The organism is Microbacterium sp. bgisy207, assembly GCF_965345035.1.
In the GTDB taxonomy this organism is placed as follows: Bacteria; Actinomycetota; Actinomycetes; order Actinomycetales; family Microbacteriaceae; genus Microbacterium.
This window is the reverse complement of record NZ_CBDRMG010000008.1, coordinates 144,322-160,977: the sequence shown is the minus strand read 5'-3', so window position 1 is coordinate 160,977 and position 16,656 is coordinate 144,322. Positions and strand designations below refer to the sequence as shown.

16 protein-coding genes are annotated in these 16,656 nt (G+C 69.6%); 9 read left to right on the top strand and 7 right to left on the bottom strand.

Features of this window, described 5'->3' with window-relative positions; genetic code table 11:
- Positions 1 to 40 precede the first annotated feature (40 nt).
- On the top strand, positions 41 to 901 hold the full coding sequence (locus tag ACSGC5_RS09840) for an oxygenase MpaB family protein (RefSeq protein ID WP_434970498.1): 861 nt from the start codon (positions 41 to 43) through the stop codon (positions 899 to 901).
- Between the two features lie 14 nt (positions 902 to 915).
- Here ACSGC5_RS09840 and ACSGC5_RS09835 read toward each other — a convergent pair whose 3' ends face one another.
- Positions 916 to 2,796 carry a thiamine pyrophosphate-requiring protein gene (locus tag ACSGC5_RS09835; protein ID WP_434970449.1) on the bottom strand — a complete coding sequence of 627 codons (1,881 nt, stop codon included), beginning with the start codon at positions 2,794 to 2,796 and terminating at the stop codon, positions 916 to 918.
- Positions 2,797 to 2,933: 137 nt separating this feature from the next.
- On the opposite strand from ACSGC5_RS09835, the gene ACSGC5_RS09830 reads away from it, so the two are divergent.
- Positions 2,934 to 3,239, top strand: coding sequence for a hypothetical protein (locus tag ACSGC5_RS09830; protein WP_434970448.1), 306 nt, complete (start codon positions 2,934 to 2,936; stop codon positions 3,237 to 3,239).
- Positions 3,240 to 3,263: 24 nt separating this feature from the next.
- On the opposite strand, the gene ACSGC5_RS09825 is transcribed toward ACSGC5_RS09830, so the two are convergent.
- Complete coding sequence (locus ACSGC5_RS09825; RefSeq protein WP_434970447.1) at positions 3,264 to 3,782, bottom strand: glycine cleavage system protein R; 519 nt, start codon at positions 3,780 to 3,782, stop codon at positions 3,264 to 3,266.
- A 9-nt stretch (positions 3,783 to 3,791) separates the two neighbouring features.
- Positions 3,792 to 4,190, bottom strand: a complete 399-nt coding sequence (locus ACSGC5_RS09820; RefSeq protein ID WP_434970446.1) for a (deoxy)nucleoside triphosphate pyrophosphohydrolase — start codon at positions 4,188 to 4,190, stop codon at positions 3,792 to 3,794.
- Positions 4,191 to 4,286: 96 nt separating this feature from the next.
- Here ACSGC5_RS09820 and ACSGC5_RS09815 point away from each other — a divergent pair, with 96 nt between their 5' ends.
- A complete protein-coding gene (locus ACSGC5_RS09815) occupies positions 4,287 to 5,438 on the top strand; it encodes a polysaccharide deacetylase family protein (protein ID WP_434970445.1) in 1,152 nt (383 codons plus the stop codon).
- Positions 5,439 to 5,468: 30 nt separating this feature from the next.
- Here ACSGC5_RS09815 and ACSGC5_RS09810 read toward each other — a convergent pair whose 3' ends face one another.
- The gene (locus tag ACSGC5_RS09810) at positions 5,469 to 6,620 is read right to left on the bottom strand and encodes a glycosyltransferase (protein ID WP_434970444.1); all 1,152 of its coding nucleotides are present in this window, start codon (positions 6,618 to 6,620) and stop codon (positions 5,469 to 5,471) included.
- Positions 6,621 to 6,738: 118 nt separating this feature from the next.
- On the opposite strand from ACSGC5_RS09810, the gene ACSGC5_RS09805 reads away from it, so the two are divergent.
- The 6 genes from ACSGC5_RS09805 to ACSGC5_RS09780 all read left to right on the top strand — a co-directional run bounded on the left by ACSGC5_RS09805 (position 6,739) and on the right by ACSGC5_RS09780 (position 13,940).
- Entirely contained in the window at positions 6,739 to 7,005 is a 267-nt protein-coding gene (locus ACSGC5_RS09805) for a glutaredoxin domain-containing protein (RefSeq protein WP_434970443.1), read from the top strand.
- 92 nt (positions 7,006 to 7,097) lie between these two features.
- Complete coding sequence (locus ACSGC5_RS09800) at positions 7,098 to 8,855, top strand: aldehyde dehydrogenase family protein (RefSeq protein ID WP_434970442.1); 1,758 nt, start codon at positions 7,098 to 7,100, stop codon at positions 8,853 to 8,855.
- 14 nt (positions 8,856 to 8,869) lie between these two features.
- Positions 8,870 to 10,582 carry a GMC family oxidoreductase gene (locus ACSGC5_RS09795; RefSeq protein ID WP_434970497.1) on the top strand — a complete coding sequence of 571 codons (1,713 nt, stop codon included), beginning with the start codon at positions 8,870 to 8,872 and terminating at the stop codon, positions 10,580 to 10,582.
- Between the two features lie 48 nt (positions 10,583 to 10,630).
- Positions 10,631 to 11,641 carry a malate dehydrogenase gene (locus ACSGC5_RS09790; protein ID WP_434970441.1) on the top strand — a complete coding sequence of 337 codons (1,011 nt, stop codon included), beginning with the start codon at positions 10,631 to 10,633 and terminating at the stop codon, positions 11,639 to 11,641.
- Entirely contained in the window at positions 11,638 to 13,392 is a 1,755-nt protein-coding gene (locus ACSGC5_RS09785; protein ID WP_434970440.1) for a cation:proton antiporter, read from the top strand. Before ACSGC5_RS09790 ends, ACSGC5_RS09785 begins: the two co-directional genes overlap by 4 nt.
- Before the next feature lie 53 nt (positions 13,393 to 13,445).
- A complete protein-coding gene (locus ACSGC5_RS09780) occupies positions 13,446 to 13,940 on the top strand; it encodes a recombinase family protein (protein ID WP_434970439.1) in 495 nt (164 codons plus the stop codon).
- Positions 13,941 to 14,018: 78 nt separating this feature from the next.
- Here the strand turns inward: ACSGC5_RS09780 and ACSGC5_RS09775 are convergent, their stop codons facing one another.
- The 3 genes from ACSGC5_RS09775 to ACSGC5_RS09765 form a co-directional block, all read right to left on the bottom strand.
- Complete coding sequence (locus tag ACSGC5_RS09775; RefSeq protein WP_434970496.1) at positions 14,019 to 14,594, bottom strand: DNA-3-methyladenine glycosylase I; 576 nt, start codon at positions 14,592 to 14,594, stop codon at positions 14,019 to 14,021.
- 42 nt (positions 14,595 to 14,636) lie between these two features.
- On the bottom strand, positions 14,637 to 15,602 hold the full coding sequence (locus ACSGC5_RS09770; RefSeq protein WP_434970438.1) for an NAD(P)-dependent alcohol dehydrogenase: 966 nt from the start codon (positions 15,600 to 15,602) through the stop codon (positions 14,637 to 14,639).
- A gap of 94 nt (positions 15,603 to 15,696) precedes the next feature.
- Positions 15,697 to 16,623 (bottom strand): AraC family transcriptional regulator, encoded by a 927-nt coding sequence (locus tag ACSGC5_RS09765; RefSeq protein WP_434970437.1) that lies wholly within the window; start codon positions 16,621 to 16,623, stop codon positions 15,697 to 15,699.
- Between the last annotated feature and the right edge of the window lie 33 nt (positions 16,624 to 16,656).

Genomic DNA, 16,656 nt, shown 5'->3' with positions numbered 1-16,656 from the left:
CGCGCGCCTGCTGGTGCCGCTGTCGGGGGATCCGGACGGGATGCCGCCGTGGGTGCAACGGCTCGAGCGGGGCGATGACGCCGGCCTGTTCGCCGAGGACGGTACGGCCTGGACGGTGCACGCGGGCATGCCGACGCTCGTCGCCGGCATCCGGGCCCTGCTCATGCAGGCCCTGCACCCGGGCGCGATGGCGGGCGTGCACGACTGGTCGCGCTACCGCGAGGACCCTCTCGGTCGCCTCGCGGGTACCGTCCGCTGGGTGATCTGCGTCACGTTCGGCTCCAAGGAGCAGGTGGATGCCGAACTCGGCCGCGTCGCCCGCTTCCACGCCGACGTCTCGGGGGAGTACCGCGACGGCACCGGCGCGAGCCGGGCCTACTCCGCCGCGGACGCCGACCTGGTCGAATGGGTGCACCTCGCGTTCACGGATGCCTTCCTCACGTGCCACGAGACCTGGGGCGAGCCGATCCCCGGCGGCCCTGACGCCTACGTCCGCGACTGGGCGACGGCCGGCCGACTCATGGGGGTCACCGATCCGCCCGAGACGGCTGCCGGCCTGCGCGCTCGCATGCACGGATACCTCGACCGCGGCATCCTGCGCGGCGACGAGCGTGTCGAAGACGTCGTCCGCTTCCTTCGCTCGGTACCCCTCGACGGCTCCCTGCGATGGGCGTACCGACTCCTGTTCGCCGGCGCGGTCGCCACGATCCCGCGCGAGTACCGACGGATGCTGGGACTGCGGCGGTCATGGCTTCCGGTCGTCACGATGACGAGGTTCGCGCTGTTCGTCGCGGGGCGAAGCCTCGGCAGCGGACCCCGAGCGCACGATATGGCCCGGCGGCGACTGCGGCGGCTCGAGGCATCCGGAATCGACGCGGGCGACACGGCCGACGCGGCGTGAGCGCACGCTAGTCGTCACGACGACGCGCGGCTCCCCGATCCAGCCCCGTCGCCCGAACCAGCCCCGTCGTCCGACCCGCGGTCGCCGAGGTGCAGCGCGCCCTTGACCCGCTCCACGGTCTGCGTCGCGAGGGCGATGGCCGAGTCCTTCACGACCTCGGCGGTGAAGGGGTCGCCCTTGGCCAGGGCAAGACCGACGTTCTTGGCGTAGTCGGCGGAGATGTGCGGCGGAAGCGGCGGGACGTGACGGCTCACGATCGCGTCGATGACCGTGACGCCGTCGTGGGCGAACGCGGCATCCATCGCGGCGGCGACCTCGTCGTCGGAGTCGACCCGAACGCCGCGGAACCCAAGCAGCTGCGCGAAGCCCGCGTAGTCGATCGACTCGACATCCTGCGCGGCCCGCCACAGCGGGTTGGCATCCTCGGTGCGCATCTCCCACGACACCTGGGCGAGGTCATCGTTGTGCATCACGAGGATGACGAACTGCTTGTTCGCCCACTGCTTGCCGTACTTCTTGAGCGTGATGAGCTCGTTCATGCCGAGCATCTGGAACGCGCCGTCGCCGATCGTGCAGACGACCGGCCGGTCGGGGAAGGCGAACTTCGCGGCCATCGCGTAGGGCATCGCCGCCAGCATCGTCGCGAGCCGACCCGACAGGTCGCCGCGCATGCCGCGCCCCAGCCGAACGTGGTGGCCGTACCAGTCGGCGGTGGTCCCCGCATCCGCCGTGACGATCACGTCCTCGGGAAGGCGCGCATTGAGTTCGTGGAAGAAGCGGCGCGGGTTGGCTCCGTCGTCGTAGGACGCCATCGCCTGCGCCTGCATCTCGCGCTCCCAGCCGGCCATCTCGTCGGCGAGCCGGTCTTGCCACGACCGGTCGGTGGTCTGCTCGAGCATCGGCAGGAGGGCCGAGAGCGTCGCCCCGACATCTCCCCACAGGTTCACCTCGGTCGGGTAGCGCACCCCCAGTTGCTCGGGCCGCAGGTCGATCTGCACCGCGCGGGCGGCATCCGAGTCGGGGAGGAACTCGCCGTACGGGTAGTTGGTGCCCAGCATCACGAGCGTGTCGCAGTCCTCCATCTGGTGCAGGCTCGGCAGCGAGCCGAGCAGGCCCAGTTGCTGCGTGTGGAACGGCACCTCGGCGGGGATCACGTCCTTGCCGCGCAGGGTCGTGATGATGCCCGCTCCCGCCAGGTCCGCCGCCTGCAGCACGAGATCGGTCGCGCCGGTCGCCCCCGCGCCGACGAGGAACGTGACGCGTTTCCCGCTGTTGATGACCTCGGCGGCTTTGCGCAGCTGGTCGACGGGCGGGGTGAGGGCGATGGATGCCGCGACCGGGCTCGATCGGGCGACCCAGTGCTCCTTCGCCGGGGCCTCGGCATCCATCGACTGGACGTCGTGGGGCAGGACGATGACCGCCGGCTGCAGACGGGTCTGCGCCGTCCGGAACGCGGTGTCGACGACGGCGTTCAGCTGATCGGGGCTGACGATCGTCTGCACGTAACAGGCGACATCCGCAAAGACCCGCTCGAGGTGGCTCTCCTGCTGGCCGGAGCTTCCCAGGGCGGCAAGGCCTTGCTGTCCGACGATCGCGACGACGGGCTGATTGTCCATCTTGGCGTCGTAGAGTCCGTTGAGCAGGTGGAAGGCCCCCGGGCTGGATGTCGCGACGCACACGCCCACCTCGCCGGTGAACTTGGCGTGCGCGGTGGCCATGAGCGCGCAGATCTCTTCGTGGGTCGGGCGGACGTAGTGAAGCCCTTCGTCCTTCCCGTCGACGCGGCCGAGGGCGCCGTCGAACGCGCCGATGCCGTCGCCCGGGTACCCGAACACGCGGGTCACCCCCCACTGCCGAAGGCGGTCGATGAGGGCTTCGCTGACGGTTGCGGTCACGAGCGGGTCCTTTCGTCGGGGCGACGCGACCCACGATCCTCCCGCGGGCTGCCCGGGTCTGCCCCCTTACCCGACGGCGCATCCGCGCCTATGATGGGCGCCTGGGCCGATGCCGCGCGGTCCCGTAGGCTTCGGGCATGGAGCCGTGGGTGGACGACGCAGCCGAAATGCTCGAGAAGATCACGCGGGATCCGCTGGCGGATGCGGTACGCGGCGCGGTTCGCGTCGTGTCGGCATCCGAGCGGGTGGGTCGCGCCCGCTACCAGGCCTGTGAACTCGAGGTCGTCACGACGACCGACGGCATTCCCGAGACGCGAATCAACACCGAGGTCGTCACGACCGCCAAGTACTGGCCGCGAGTTGGATCAGTGCTGCCCGCGCTCATCTCGCGCAGCGACCCGACACGCATCGAGGTGAACTGGGACGCGCTCGCCCGCCAATGATCGACGCGCCGAGCCCCGGCGCAGTCAGCGATCGGCGACGGTGATCTCCACCTGGAGCTCGGCGGCCAGTCGCTCGAGATCATCCCGAACAGCGGCAAGATCGGTTGACGGGGCCGCGTGAGCGAGGGCGGATGCTTCGAACAGCCGCCCTCCGGCCATCGCGGCGTCGCGGACCTCGGTCGTGAACTCATCGATGCTCAGACCGTGTGCGGCAAGCGCTGCCGAGACGTCGCGGACAATGCCGGGGCGATCGTTGGCGACGAGCGAGATCACGAGCCGGCGCTCGGAGGTCCCCGCCGAGTCTTGCTCGGCGCCGGCGACGGCGGTCACCGTGAGGCGGTCATCGAGTGCCCGCAGCGCCGCCCAGAGCCCCGGCGCCGAATCCGCCGTGACAGAGATCTCGATGACGCCGGCGAACACCCCGGCCCGTTCCGCGAGCTGACTTCCCTCCCAGTTGCCGCCGTGGGCGCTGACGGCATCCGCGACCGCAGAGACAAGACCCGAGCGGTCCTCTCCGACGAGCGTGATCACATAGCGGGGCACGCTCGCATGCTACTCCGCGGTCAGCAGGCGCACAGCGGGAAGGTCGGGTTCGGCCCACCAGAAGCGGTCGAGCTCCCGGGCGGTCACCCACTGCACTTCGTCGTGATCGGTGCTCGCCTGAGGGCGATCCCCCTCCAGCTCAGCGAAATAGCAGGCGAGCCGGATGACACGATCCCCGACATGCGTGTCATCGGTCGAGAGGTGCTCCGTGACACGGATGCCGACACCGAGCTCTTCGCGCACCTCACGGACGAGGGCATCCACCGGGTCCTCGCCCATCTCGACCTTGCCACCGGGGAATTCCCAGCGACCGGGCTGGCCGATATGAGGTCCCCGACGGCAGACGAGGATCCGGTCACCGTCCCGGATGACGGCGGCGACAACCTCAAGGGTAGGGACGACATTCACGAATACAATCCTCCTATCGCGCGTGATGGTGCGCGTCGGACGCCGCGCCGTACGCGGTGCGCGGCACGGGCCGCGGGGGTCTGACTGGGGATGCGAATGAGCGGGCACGAGTCTGCGGAGCAGGGGCATCGCGCGCCCGCGCACGCACGTCCACACAGCCACCTCGTGGCGTGGTCGGCGCTGGTGGCGGTCGCCCTCGTCGCGCTGATCGTGGGCGCGGTCGCGACTGTCACCCTCGGCACGCCGCCGGGGTCCGCCGCACCAGCACCGACACCGACACAACCTGCAACGCCGCCGCCGCTGAGTGTCACGCAGCAGATGCTCATCGACAGCGGGGACCCGACGACCTGCGCGGTGTCCTTCGCCGGTGCGGATCTGGACGTGCCGCCGATGCTGCAGCACGAGGGTCAGCTCTACACCGCCCTGCCGATTCCGGTTCGCGAGGGAGCCGTGTTCGCGGGGTGGTACGCCACACCCGCCGGCGCCGAGACCCTGGCGATCTCCGACCGCGTGAACGGGTCGGAACTCGTCGCCTGCGAGGAGCGGGAACGCACGCTGTACGGCGCCTGGACGGCCCCCGAGGCCAACGCGGCGGAGGATGCGCAGATCCCGATCCTCATGTATCACCAGTTCACGACCAAGCCCGAGGGGGAGTCGGGATGGTTGCGCCTGAACTACGCCTACATCGGGGACTTCGAACAGCAGATGGCGTACATCGCCGACCAGGGGTTCTATCTGCCGACGTGGGATGAGCTCAGCGCGTTCATCGACGGCCGGCTCTTCCTTCCGAACCACTCCGTGATCGTGACGGATGACGACGCCGACGACACCTGGTATCAGCTCGCGGTCCCCGTCGTCGATGCCCACCAGGTGCTGACGACCTCGTTCATGATCACCCGGGACCGGCGGGATCTGCATCCGTCACCGTACGTGATCATCCGATCCCACACGGAAGACATGCATCGGGCCGGCGCGAACGGACAGGGGCGCATGGTCAATGAACCCGTCGAGGTGATCGCTGCCGATTTGGAGGCCTCTGCCGCATACATCGGCACCAAGGAAGTCATCGCCTACCCCTTCGGCCACTACAACGACACGGCCAAAGCCGGCGTAGCGGCGGCGGGATTCGAACTCGCCCGCACAATCGAGCACGGGTACGTGCACATCGGCAGCGACAAGCTGGCACTCCCGGTCATCCGCATGAACTACGGGATGACCGTCGAGAACCTCGCCGCCCAGATCGGTTGAGCGCAGCGGCGCTGACCGTGAGGGGACGCCTCAGAGCTCGCCGGGCGCCATGACCTGCTCGTCCAACTGCTCCAGAACTTCGCGCGTGCGCGTCTTGACGCCCTTGCGCCGGCTGCGCGAGGGCGCGTACACGACGAGCGCATGGAAGAGGAACCGCGCGACGAACGCGAGCGCGAGCGTGATCGCGGTCGCGATCACGACCGAGATGTGCCACGTCGAGACCATGAGCGCTGTCAACGGGATGCGCAAGACGGCCTCGGCGTTGTTGAAGCCGAACGACTTCGCAAAACGGGTCCAGACCCCGGATGCCTCGGCCTTCACATCCTGGAAGACGAACCGCTCCTGCAAGAGGAAGTTGGCGATGATGGTCGTCTCGGCGGCGATGATCATCGCCGGGACGTCGTCGACGCCCCACCGCGTGAGCACCCAGACGATCGCGATGTTGGCGACCGCCCCGAGCCCGCCGATGACCGCGAACATCGACATCTTGCCGAACCGCAGCATCGTCAGCTGCGTCAGGAAGTACAGCCCCTGCCGCAGCGAGGCCTTGGATTCGCCGGCGTTGCGGTCGGCGAAGTCGAACGGAACCTCGGCGACCCGAAGGTTCGTCCGTGCAAGGATCTCGAGGAGGATCTTGAATCCGCGCGGCTTCAGCGTGCGCAGGTCCAGGCGGCGGCGATCGATCAGGAAGAACCCGGTCATGGGGTCGGTGACGCCCTTGAGCCGGCCGGGGAACATAGCCTTGGTGAGCATCGTCGCCGCCTTGGACACGGCCACGCGCGACGCGCCGGCCAAGCCGCCGTTGGTTCCCTCACCGCTGTAGCGCGAGGCGACGACGACGTCGACATCTCCGACCTCGTACCGACGCCACAGCCGCGGGATGTCCTCCGGAGGATGCTGGAGGTCGCCGTCCATGACCACACAGATATCCGAGGTGGCGGCGTCGAATCCCACCATGACGGCGCCCCCGAGACCGCCGGTGGCGATGTCGCGGTGGATCAGCCGCACGGGAACGGTCGCGTCAGCGGCGACCCTGCGGATCTCATCGGGGGTGTCGTCGGTGCTGTCGTCGACGAACACGATCTCTGCGCGGATGCCCTCCATCGCGCCGGCGATCCGTGTCACCAGTTCAGCGATGTTCGGCGCCTCGTTGTATGTCGGGACGACAATGGAGAGATCCATGGATCAATGCTGGCATGCCGCACCGGAATCGACGCACGGCTGTCCACCGATCCATAGCGCATCCACAGCCTGCGCGTAACCCTGACGCGGAGCCCGACGGCGGCCATACGCTGGATCCATGACTTCGCAGACCACTGGCACCCTCACGATGTTCGGCGCCGACTGGTGCCGTGACTGCCGGCGCACGAAAGCACAGCTCGACGGCTTGGGCGTGGCGTACGAGTACGTCGATCTCGAGGCGGATCCCGCCGCAGCGGACATCGCCCGCGACATCTCCGGCAGAACCAACATCCCCGTCGTCGTGTATCCGGACGCGACACACCACGTCGAGCCGAGCAACGCCGACGTCGAAGCGAAGCTGCGGGAGCTCAACCTCATCTCCTAGTCGCGGCTCGATTCCGACGCTGAGACGGAGCACCACCAGAGGCGAGACGCCGTGCCGACATATGCTGGAGGCCCGTCCGAAGGAGCGCGTCCATGCCGTCATCCGCTCGCCCCACCTCCGCGCCTCGCGCGACAGTGACCACGTCGGGAGCGTCGGACACGATGGCGCTCGACGCCGCCCTCGACGAACTGCGTGAGGGGGCGCGCACGTGGAGTGCACTCACCCTCACCCAGCGGATCCGGCTGCTCGGCTCCATCCGGACCACGGCCGCGGCGGAAGCCGAGGAGTGGGCGATCACTGCGGCCCGCTCGAAGGGATTGGAACCAGACCATCCGCTTGTCGGCGAGGAGTGGCTGACCGGTCCGTACGCGACGGTCGTCGCGCTCGATGCGTACGTCGACACGCTCACGAGCCTGCGCATCGGGGCGAGTCCCCTCGACCAGGCGCGCGTAGATCGCGCGTGGGGTGACAGAGTGCGCATCCACGCGTTCCCGACGACCAGCGTCGATCGTATGCTCGTTTCGGGATACACCGGCGAAGTGTGGCTGCGCCCGGGTGTCACGATCGCCGACGCGCAACGCAGGGCCGGGCTCGGTCAGCTCTCGCCGGGGGCATCTGGCGGTGTCGGCCTCGTGCTGGGCGCCGGGAACATCACGTCGATCCCGGTGCTCGACGTGCTGTACGAGCTCATCGCGCACAACCGTGTCAGCGTCCTCAAGATCAACCCCACGCAGGACCCCCTCGCGCCGGTGCTCGGCCGGGCGCTCGCTCCCCTCGTGTCCCTCGGCCTGCTGCGCATCGTGCGAGGCGGTGGCGACGTCGGCGCGTACCTCACCGAGCACGCGGGCATCGATCACGTGCACATCACCGGGGCGGCGCACACCTTCGACACGATCGTGTTCGGCCGCACCACAACCGGCAAGCGGCGCGCGCGACCGCGCCTGAAGGTTCCCATCACCGCGGAGCTCGGCGGTGTCTCCCCCGTCATCGTCGTTCCCGGTCACTGGTCGGATGCGGATCTGCGGTTCCACGCCGAGCACGTCGCCACCATGAGGCTCCACAACAGCGGGCACAACTGCATCGCGGGGCAGGTCGTGATCCTCAGCGCCTCGTGGCCGCAGCGCGAGCGCTTCCTGGCAGAGCTCGAAAGCGCCATGGCTCGGGCGCCCCACCGGCCTGTCTGGTACCCCGGCGCACCGGCCCGCCTCGCGGAGGTGGCCGACGCGTACCCGCAGGCGCACTGGGTCGCCGGCGGGACCCGCGCCGTCATCGACCTGGGCACGGATGCCGAGCCGTCCCCGATCGAAACGACTGAGTACTTCGCTCCGGCACTGGGGATCGTGACGCTGACCGGCGGCGGCCAGGAGTTCCTCGACGCTGCTGTCTCGTACGCGAACGAGCGACTCACCGGCACGCTGGGCGCGAACCTCATCATCGATCCCGAGACGGAGTCAGCGCTCGGTGACGGACTCGAACGCGCGATCGCCGAGCTGCGCTACGGCACCGTTGCCGTGAACACCTGGACCGGTGTCGCCTTCGGCATCACCACCATGCCATGGGGTGCATATCCTGGCGGAACGCTCGACGACGTGCAGAGCGGCATCGGCATCGTGCACAACGCCCTGCTGCTCGACGACGTCGAGCGGGGGGTGATGCGCGGTCCTTTCCGCCCCTTCCCGCGCTCGACGAGTGCGCTGTGGGGCCCGGGGGCGTTCTCGGTCCTGCCCCGACCGCCGTGGTTCGTCACGAGCCCCGGAAGCGCGGACGGTGGGCGACTACTGACGCGGTTCCGCATCCGCCCCCGGGTGAGGACGCTGCTGGGCATCCTCGAGTCGGCGTTCCGGTCGTGAGCGGCAACGGGCGGATGCCGCCACCCGGCGCCCGCGAAGACGCCCGACGGTTCGCCAGCCGCCGTCGCGGGCTCGGGGCCCGAGGCGGGCTCGAAGCCGACTACATCATCGTCGGCTCCGGATCTGCGGGAGCGGCCCTCGCCGCCCGCCTGAGTGAGGACCCGAGGGTCTCGGTTCTGGTCCTGGAGGCGGGCGGCCCCGATCGTGCGCTCGAACTGCACGTGCCCGCGGCGTTCAAGAAGCTGTTCCGGGGGCCATACGACTGGGGGTACGACACTGTCCCCCAACCCGAACTCGAGGGGCGGCGGATCTTCTGGCCCCGCGGACGAACGCTCGGAGGATCCTCATCGCTGAACGCCATGATGTGGGTGCGGGGATTCGCCGCTGACTACGACGAATGGGCAGCGCGCACGGCGGACCGCTGGTCATGGGATGCCGTCCTGCCGGTGCTCCGCCGCATCGAGAGCGTGCAGGATGCCGTCGATCCGTCGCTGGGGCGCTCGGGACCACAGCCGGTGGAGCAGCAGCGCGATCCGAGGCCGCACACCGCGGCGTTCCTCGCGGCGGCGCGCGAGCTCGGCTATGACATCACGGAGGCGAACATCCCCCGCGGACAAGGCTTCTCCCAGACGATGGTGACGCAGCGGCGCGGTGCCCGCGCGTCGACGGCCGACACCTACCTGCGGCCCGCGGCAGCGCGTGCGAACCTTCGTGTGATCACGAACGCCCATGTGCGGCGAATCACCTTCACCACCGACTCCGACGCCCCACCGCGAGCGAACGGCGTCTACGTCGACATCGACGGGACGACCCGCCACGCCCGCGCGCGCCGGGAGATCGTGCTGTGCGCCGGTGCCATCAACACGCCCCAGACCCTGATGCTCTCGGGAATCGGCCCCGCCGATCACCTTCACGAGCTGGGCATCCGCACCCTCGTGGACTCACCGGACGTCGGCGCGAACCTGCAGGACCACCTCGTCGCGGGGCTCGCGCCCGGCGCCGCAGGGGGCACTCTGTACGGTGCGGAACGTCCGGGCGAGCTCATCCGCTACCTCGTGTCCCGTCGCGGGATGCTCACCTCCAACGTCGCCGAGGCCTACGGCTTCGTCCGCACCGACCTCGCCGCTCGCGCCGGCGTGCCCGACGGACTCCCCGACATCGAGATCATCTTCGCGCCGGCACCGTACGTCGGGGAGGGCCTCACCCCCCTTCCCGCGGAGGGCATCACGGTCGGCGCGATCCTGCTGCGGCCGCACAGCCGCGGCAGCATCCGTCTCGTCTCGAGTGATCCGTACGCCCATCCCGTGATCGACCCCGCGTACCTGAGCGACACGGCCGGTCTGGATGCCGCAACGATGCGCGCCGGACTCGAGGTGTGCGAGCAGCTCATCGCGACGTCGTCGCTGCGAGCGGTCACGACAGGCAGCTGGGTGCAGCCGCAGGGCGGCGAGCGCATGAGCGCCGGCGAACGGATCGAGCTCTCGCTCCGGCGCTTCTCGCACACCCTCTACCACCCGGTCGGCACCGCTCGCATGGGGACGGATGACGATTCTGTCGTCGACCCCGACCTGCGCGCGCGCGGCGTGGCGGGGCTGCGGGTCGCCGACGCGTCCGTCATGCCGACGATCATCCGGGGGCACACGCACGCGCCGGCGATCGTGATCGGCGAGGTCGCGGCCGACCTGCTTCGCGCCGACTCCGGGAGCGGCATCCAGGTCGCCGACTAGGGACGAACGGGCCGTCGGCCCGCGCGGCCGAAGACTACGCTCTGCATCATGGCTCCCGAAACGACGCCCACCACCGTCACGATCACCGGCGCAGGCGGCCAGATCGGCTACGCCCTCCTCTTCCGCATCGCCGCCGGCGACATGCTGGGTCCGGGCCGGCCGGTGCGGCTTCGGCTGCTGGAGATCCCGCAGGGGATGCGGGCCGCCGAGGGGGCCGCGCTCGAACTGATGGACGGCGCCTTTCCGCTGCTCACCGACGTCGAGGTGACCGACGACGCCCATACCGGCTTCGACGGCTGCAACATCGCCCTCCTGGTCGGTGCCCGCCCCCGTACCGCGGGGATGGAGCGCGCCGACCTTCTCGAGGCCAACGCCGGGATCTTCGGACCGCAGGGCGCCGCCATCGGTGCCGTCGCGGCAGATGATGTGCGTGTGCTCGTGGTGGGAAACCCGGCGAACACGAACGCGCTCATCGCATCGGCATCCGCCCCGGACGTGCCTGCCGAACGGTTCGCCGCGCTCACCCGACTCGACCACAACCGCGCCCTCGCACAGCTGGCTCAGGCCCTTGAGCGCCCGTCGGCGAGCATCGAGCGGATGACGATCTGGGGCAACCACTCCGCGACCCAGTTCCCCGACGTCGACCACGCGCTCATCGACGGCGCACCCGCGCGCGCCGCTCTTGCTGCCCGGTTCGGTGGTCACGAGGCAGCACGGGCGTGGCTGGACGATACGTTCATCCCTCGCGTGGCGAAGCGCGGGGCGGAGATCATCGAGGTGCGCGGATCGTCGTCAGTCGGGTCGGCCGCGGCCGCCGCGATCGACCACGTCCGGGACGAGGCGACCGGCGTCGGCTGGACCTCCGCCGCGGTGGTCTCCCACGGCGAGTACGGCATCCCGGAGGGTCTGATCTGCTCGTTCCCCGTCGCGTCCGACGGCACCGGATACCGTGTCATCGAGGGCCTCGAGCTGGACGCCCGGGCCCGGGCCCGCATTGACGCGTCAGTTGCCGAACTCGTCGCAGAACGGGATGCGGTGGCCGCCCGGGGACTGCTGTGACGACGACCGAGGCGTTCCTCTTCGTCATCATCGGGGTCCTCGTGGTCGCGATGACCGCGAGGGTGGCGCCGCGCATCAAGGTCGCGGGCCCGCTGCTGCTCGTGCTGATCGGCATCGTCGCCAGCTACCTCCCCTTCCTTCCCGACATCACGGTCAACCCGGAGTGGATCCTCGTCGGGGTGCTACCGCCGCTGCTCTACTCCGCGGCCGTGTCGCTGCCGGCCGTGGAGTTCCGCCGCGACCTGCTGCCGATCGCAGGGCTCGCGGTCGTGCTCGTGTTCGTGAGCTCGTTCGTGCTCGGCACGTTCTTCTTCTTCGCGATCCCCGATCTCGGATACCCGCTCGCGCTCGCCCTGGGCGCGATCCTGAGCCCGACGGATGCCGTCGCCACGGCGGTCGCCAAGCGGCTCGGTGTGTCACGCCGTGTCGTGACGATGCTCGAAGGCGAGAGCCTCCTCAACGACGCGAGCGCACTCGTGATCTTGAACTCGGCGGTCGCGGCGTTCGTCATGATCTCGGCCACCGGGCAGCCGCCGCCAGCCATCGACGCGGTCGGCGGGTTCTTCTGGGCGGTCTTCATCGCGATCGTCCTCGGCGCGATCGTCGGCTACGCGAACCTCAGGCTCCGTGCGTGGCTGCGCAGCTCGGCCGCGACGACAGCTGCCGGATTCATCGTGCCATTCGTGGCGTACATCCCCACAGAGGAGCTCGGCGGCTCCGGGCTCGTCGCCGCCGTTGTGGCGGGAATCGTCACGGGTCAGGGCGCGACACGGTGGTTCACTCCCGAGCAGCGCATGTCGGACCACGTGACGTGGCGCACCGTCGAGCTCATCCTCGAGGGCGGCGTGTTCCTGATCATGGGTCTCGAAATGAGCGAGATCGTCACCGGTACCGCCAACGGCACCCACGGCATCGGCCACGGCCTGTGGATCGCCGCGGCCGCCCTGGGCATCCTGCTCGCCGTGCGGGCAGGTTACGTCACGCTGCTGGTCTGGGGGCAGGGACGGCGACTGCACCCCCGACGCATCGAACGGCTCGATGCGATCTCCGACCGTGTGGACGCGATCGCCGCGGGCGGTCCCGAGCAGTTCGGCCATCGCGGCGGCCGGTTCACCGAAGAGGGATGGAACCGTCGCGTCGCCTCGTTCCGGCGCCGCATCTCGCGTGCGATGTCGGATCTGAACTACTACCGCTCCTCCCCTCTCGGGTGGAAGCACGGCACCATCATCGTGTGGTCGGGCATGCGCGGCGTCGTCACCCTCGCCGCGGCGCAGACGCTGCCGGCGGACGCACCCTCCCGGCACTTCCTCATCTTCGTCGCGTTCACCGTCGCGCTGACCAGCCTCATGCTGCAGGGCTTCACGCTCCCGTCCCTGGTGCGTCTGCTGCGGGTGTCCAACGAGGACGACGAGAACCTGGTGCGTTCCGAGCAGCAGCGCATCGCTCGCGAGATGCACCAGGCTGCCCTCTTGGCGGCGGAGGAGGGAGCCCTCACGCGCCGCGACGGCACCCCCTTCGAGGCTGAGTTCACTGCCCGTGTCGGTCCGCTGTTCCTGCGGGCCGGAGAGGCCGAGGATGACGAAGCCCGCGACATCCTCGAGCTGCGGCTCGCACTGATTCGCGCGCGCCGCGAACGCCTTCTCGAACTGAGCGCGGGAGGGCAGTACGGCAGCGCAGCCCTGCGCCGCGCGCTCGCTGAGCTCGACGCCTCGCAACTGAACGTCGAGCTCAGGCTGGAGAGCGCCGACTGATCGCGGGGGCGCGCGTTCCCGAACCGTCAGGCACAATAGCCGTGGAGGCCTCCATGACTGACGATCACGGCGGGCCCGTCGAGGCGTCCTCCGCTGCGCACCAGGCGGCGGAGTGCCCGACGTGCTTCGCGCCGCAACGCGCCGACAACGCCTGGTGGCGGGCGCGACCGTCAGACGCGCGTCTGGTCGGCGTCGTCGTCTCTCGCGAGGACATGCCGCCGGTAGTCAGTCAGCGCGAGGCGCTTGCCCGCTTCGGTGTGCCCATCGAAGGGTTTCGGCATCCGTCGCCTGAGACGCTCGAGTCCTGGGAAGACCGCCTCGCGCGGCTGTTCGGCCGCCTGCGCCGCGGCGATGTCGTCGTCGTCGCGACCGTCCGCGCCCTCGGACGCAACGTCGGCGAAGAGATCCGGACCGTCGCCGAGCTCGGTCGGCGCGGTGTGATCGTGAAGGTCGTCGACCACGAAGCTTCCCACCTGGTCGAGACGGGGATCGCGCTGGCCACACCCGAGCTCACGGACCCGGACGCCGCAGCGGGCCCCGCGCGGTAGGCCGCCCGGCATCGCTCGCCCGTCTCACCGGTCAGGGCAGGCGCGACGTTCTCCCCGGCGTCGGAGTTCTGCAAGGCGTCAGAGCGTGCGCCAGCAGCCCTCGATGTGGTCGTCGACCATTCCCGCGGACTGCATGAGGGCGTACACCGTCGTCGGCCCGACGAAGCGAAAGCCTCGCCGCCGCAACTCACGGCTCAGCGCCTCGGATTCCGGTGTCGTCGCGGGGAGCTCGCTCATCGTTCTGGGGCGCACTCGGGCGCGGTCCTGCGTAGCGAAGGACCAGAGCAGGGCGTCGAAGTCTCCGTCGGCGAGCTCGGCCACGAGCCGCGCGTTCGAGATCGTCGCTTCGATCTTGGCGCGGTTGCGGACGATGCCGGCATCCGCCATGAGTCGCTCGATGTCGGATGCATCGAACCGGGCTACGGCGGACGGATCGAAGCCCGCGAAGGCCTCGCGGAAACGGGGGCGCTTGCGCAGGATCGTGATCCACGACAGACCCGCCTGGAAGCCTTCGAGGCTCATCTTCTCGAAGAGTGCGCGATCGCCGTGAAGGGGCGCCCCCCACTCCTGGTCGTGGTAGCGCATGTACTCGGCATCGGCACCGACCCACCCGCAGCGGGCACGACCGTCGGCATCAATGGTCAGATCCTCGATCACTCCGCCACTCTATGGGCCGCCATCGACACTGACGGCAGCTCAGACCATCGTCAGCACGAGCTGCCCCGCCCGGCCACGCTCCAGATGAGCGTGAGCTGTCGATGCCGCATCGATCGGATACGTCGCCTCCACCACCGCACGGAGCTGACCGCGTCGCACGAGATCGGCCGTCGCCTCCAGATCCGCCTGCTTGCGAGAATCACCGCGCAGTCCGGTGAAGGCAAAGCGGGAGCGACGGCCGCGCGAGCCGAGCGTGACGATGTGCCACCAGAGCGCACCCGGTGTGAGGACGGTGATCAGGTACCTGCCGTGCGGTGTCAGAATCCGACGCGCACGCCGATAGCCGAGGTTTCCCTTGACATCGAAGACGACATCGAAGCGGTCTTCCTGACCGGCGACGTCGACGGCGCGGTAATCCCACACCCGCGAAGCACCCAAGCCCCGCACCACGGCGGCCCGCTCGGCACTGCACACCGCCGTCACCTCGGCTCCCCAGGCGAGGGCGAGCTGCACCGCGAGGGTTCCGACCGCACCTGATGCTCCGTTGACGAGCACCCGCTCACCAGGCTTGAGCCCCGCGGTGTCGCGGAGGAACGCCATGGCGGTGGCGTCGACGAGCGCGGCAGCATCCACGGCGGACAGACCCTCGGGCCGCTTCGCGATCACTCCCGACGCCCTCACCCGAATCAGATCCGCGTGGCATCCCATGGCTGCGCCAGTGGCACCCCACACCCGGTCACCGACGCGCACGTTCGTGACACCATCGCCCACGGACTCGACTGTTCCCGCGAAGTCAGATCCCTGCACCTGTGGCCGCGGGCGCCGAAGACCGGTGAAAAGGCGGGCAGCGAACGGTTCACCGGCGCGGAACGCCGCATCGGACGCGCCCACCGCACTGGCCTCGACTCGCACGACCACCGTCCCCGGTTCGGCGACCGGGATCGGTCGCTGCTCGACCACGACGACTTCCGGGCCCCCGTATGCCCGATTGACCACTGCGCGCATGACGCCTCCTCGTGTAAAGAATTGTTTACACGAGGCTACGCAGCCCTCACTGGTGTGTCAAGAATTTTTTACACCCCGGATGTCGAGGCCGCCGCTACGGCCCGTCCGCCGCGGGGCTGATGCCGAAGCGGGCACGATAGGCCCGGTGGAACGTCCCCGTGTCCGCGAAACCGCACTCCCGCGCGATGGCGGCAATCGTGCGCGTCCGCGGTGCCGCCGCCAGGAGCAGGTCCCGCGCGCGATCGAGGCGCGCCGTCCGCAGGTAGGCCCCCAGGGTCGTTCCCTCGCGTGCGAAGCGCTCATGAACAGTGCGTACCGAGCAACCGAACGCCCTCGCCACATCGGCTGCGTTCAGCGTTGGATCGGCGAGCCTGGAGTCGACGTACGCCTTCATCGTCGACACCCGATCGGGCGGGGAGACCCCGCGCGAGGCGGCGTCCAGGATCTCGATGACGGTGTCGACCATGGCGCGCGCGACCTGGGGCAACCCGCCCCGAACGGCGGAGGTGAGCAGGCCCACCTGGGTCCCCAGAACCGACCCCACCGCAGCCCGGGCGAGGACGTCATTCAGGACACCGGGTGTGGCCAGTCGAGGCTCCACCAACGCGCGCGGGATACGCAGGGAGGTCAACCGCAGCCGCCGATTCGGACTCACCGTCACCGTGAAGGGCCGAGCGTTGTCGAGGACGAGCGCAGCGCCCCGTGTCGCTGCCCACTCCAGGCCGCCCTGCCGCAGCCCCCACGGCGTCGCACCATGGTTGATGAACAACGCATCGTCGGGGACCTGCGTGATCGAGTGCTTCGTGCGATCGGCCCAGACGCCGGGGGTGTCGATCAGGCCGAGCGCCGCGCCACCGAACTCGTAGGTCGCGAAGTCCGCGTCGAACCCCGGACGTTGCGGACGCCGGGGCAGGACTCCGACGTACACCTCGGCGATCGCCTCGCAGAACCTATCGTGACCGCTCCACCCGGGCATGCCCCTGGTCGAGCCACGGAGGGTCGGACCCCAGACTGCACCCATCGCCACTCCTTTGCACGGGATGCCACTGACCGC

Bases quoted from the DNA above. Each gene is read 5' to 3' on its own strand.
- ACSGC5_RS09840 (WP_434970498.1), top strand. From the start codon at position 41: ATGCCGCCGTGGGTGCAACGGCTCGAGCGGGGCGATGACGCCGGCCTG.
- ACSGC5_RS09830 (WP_434970448.1), top strand. From the start codon at position 2,934: ATGGAGCCGTGGGTGGACGACGCAGCCGAAATGCTCGAGAAGATCACG.
- ACSGC5_RS09815 (WP_434970445.1), top strand. From the start codon at position 4,287: ATGAGCGGGCACGAGTCTGCGGAGCAGGGGCATCGCGCGCCCGCGCAC.
- ACSGC5_RS09810 (WP_434970444.1), bottom strand. From the start codon at position 6,620: ATGGATCTCTCCATTGTCGTCCCGACATACAACGAGGCGCCGAACATC.
- ACSGC5_RS09805 (WP_434970443.1), top strand. From the start codon at position 6,739: ATGACTTCGCAGACCACTGGCACCCTCACGATGTTCGGCGCCGACTGG.
- ACSGC5_RS09800 (WP_434970442.1), top strand. From the start codon at position 7,098: ATGCCGTCATCCGCTCGCCCCACCTCCGCGCCTCGCGCGACAGTGACC.
- ACSGC5_RS09795 (WP_434970497.1), top strand. From the start codon at position 8,870: ATGCCGCCACCCGGCGCCCGCGAAGACGCCCGACGGTTCGCCAGCCGC.
- ACSGC5_RS09790 (WP_434970441.1), top strand. From the start codon at position 10,631: ATGGCTCCCGAAACGACGCCCACCACCGTCACGATCACCGGCGCAGGC.
- ACSGC5_RS09780 (WP_434970439.1), top strand. From the start codon at position 13,446: ATGACTGACGATCACGGCGGGCCCGTCGAGGCGTCCTCCGCTGCGCAC.
- ACSGC5_RS09770 (WP_434970438.1), bottom strand. From the start codon at position 15,602: ATGCGCGCAGTGGTCAATCGGGCATACGGGGGCCCGGAAGTCGTCGTG.
- ACSGC5_RS09765 (WP_434970437.1), bottom strand. From the start codon at position 16,623: ATGGGTGCAGTCTGGGGTCCGACCCTCCGTGGCTCGACCAGGGGCATG.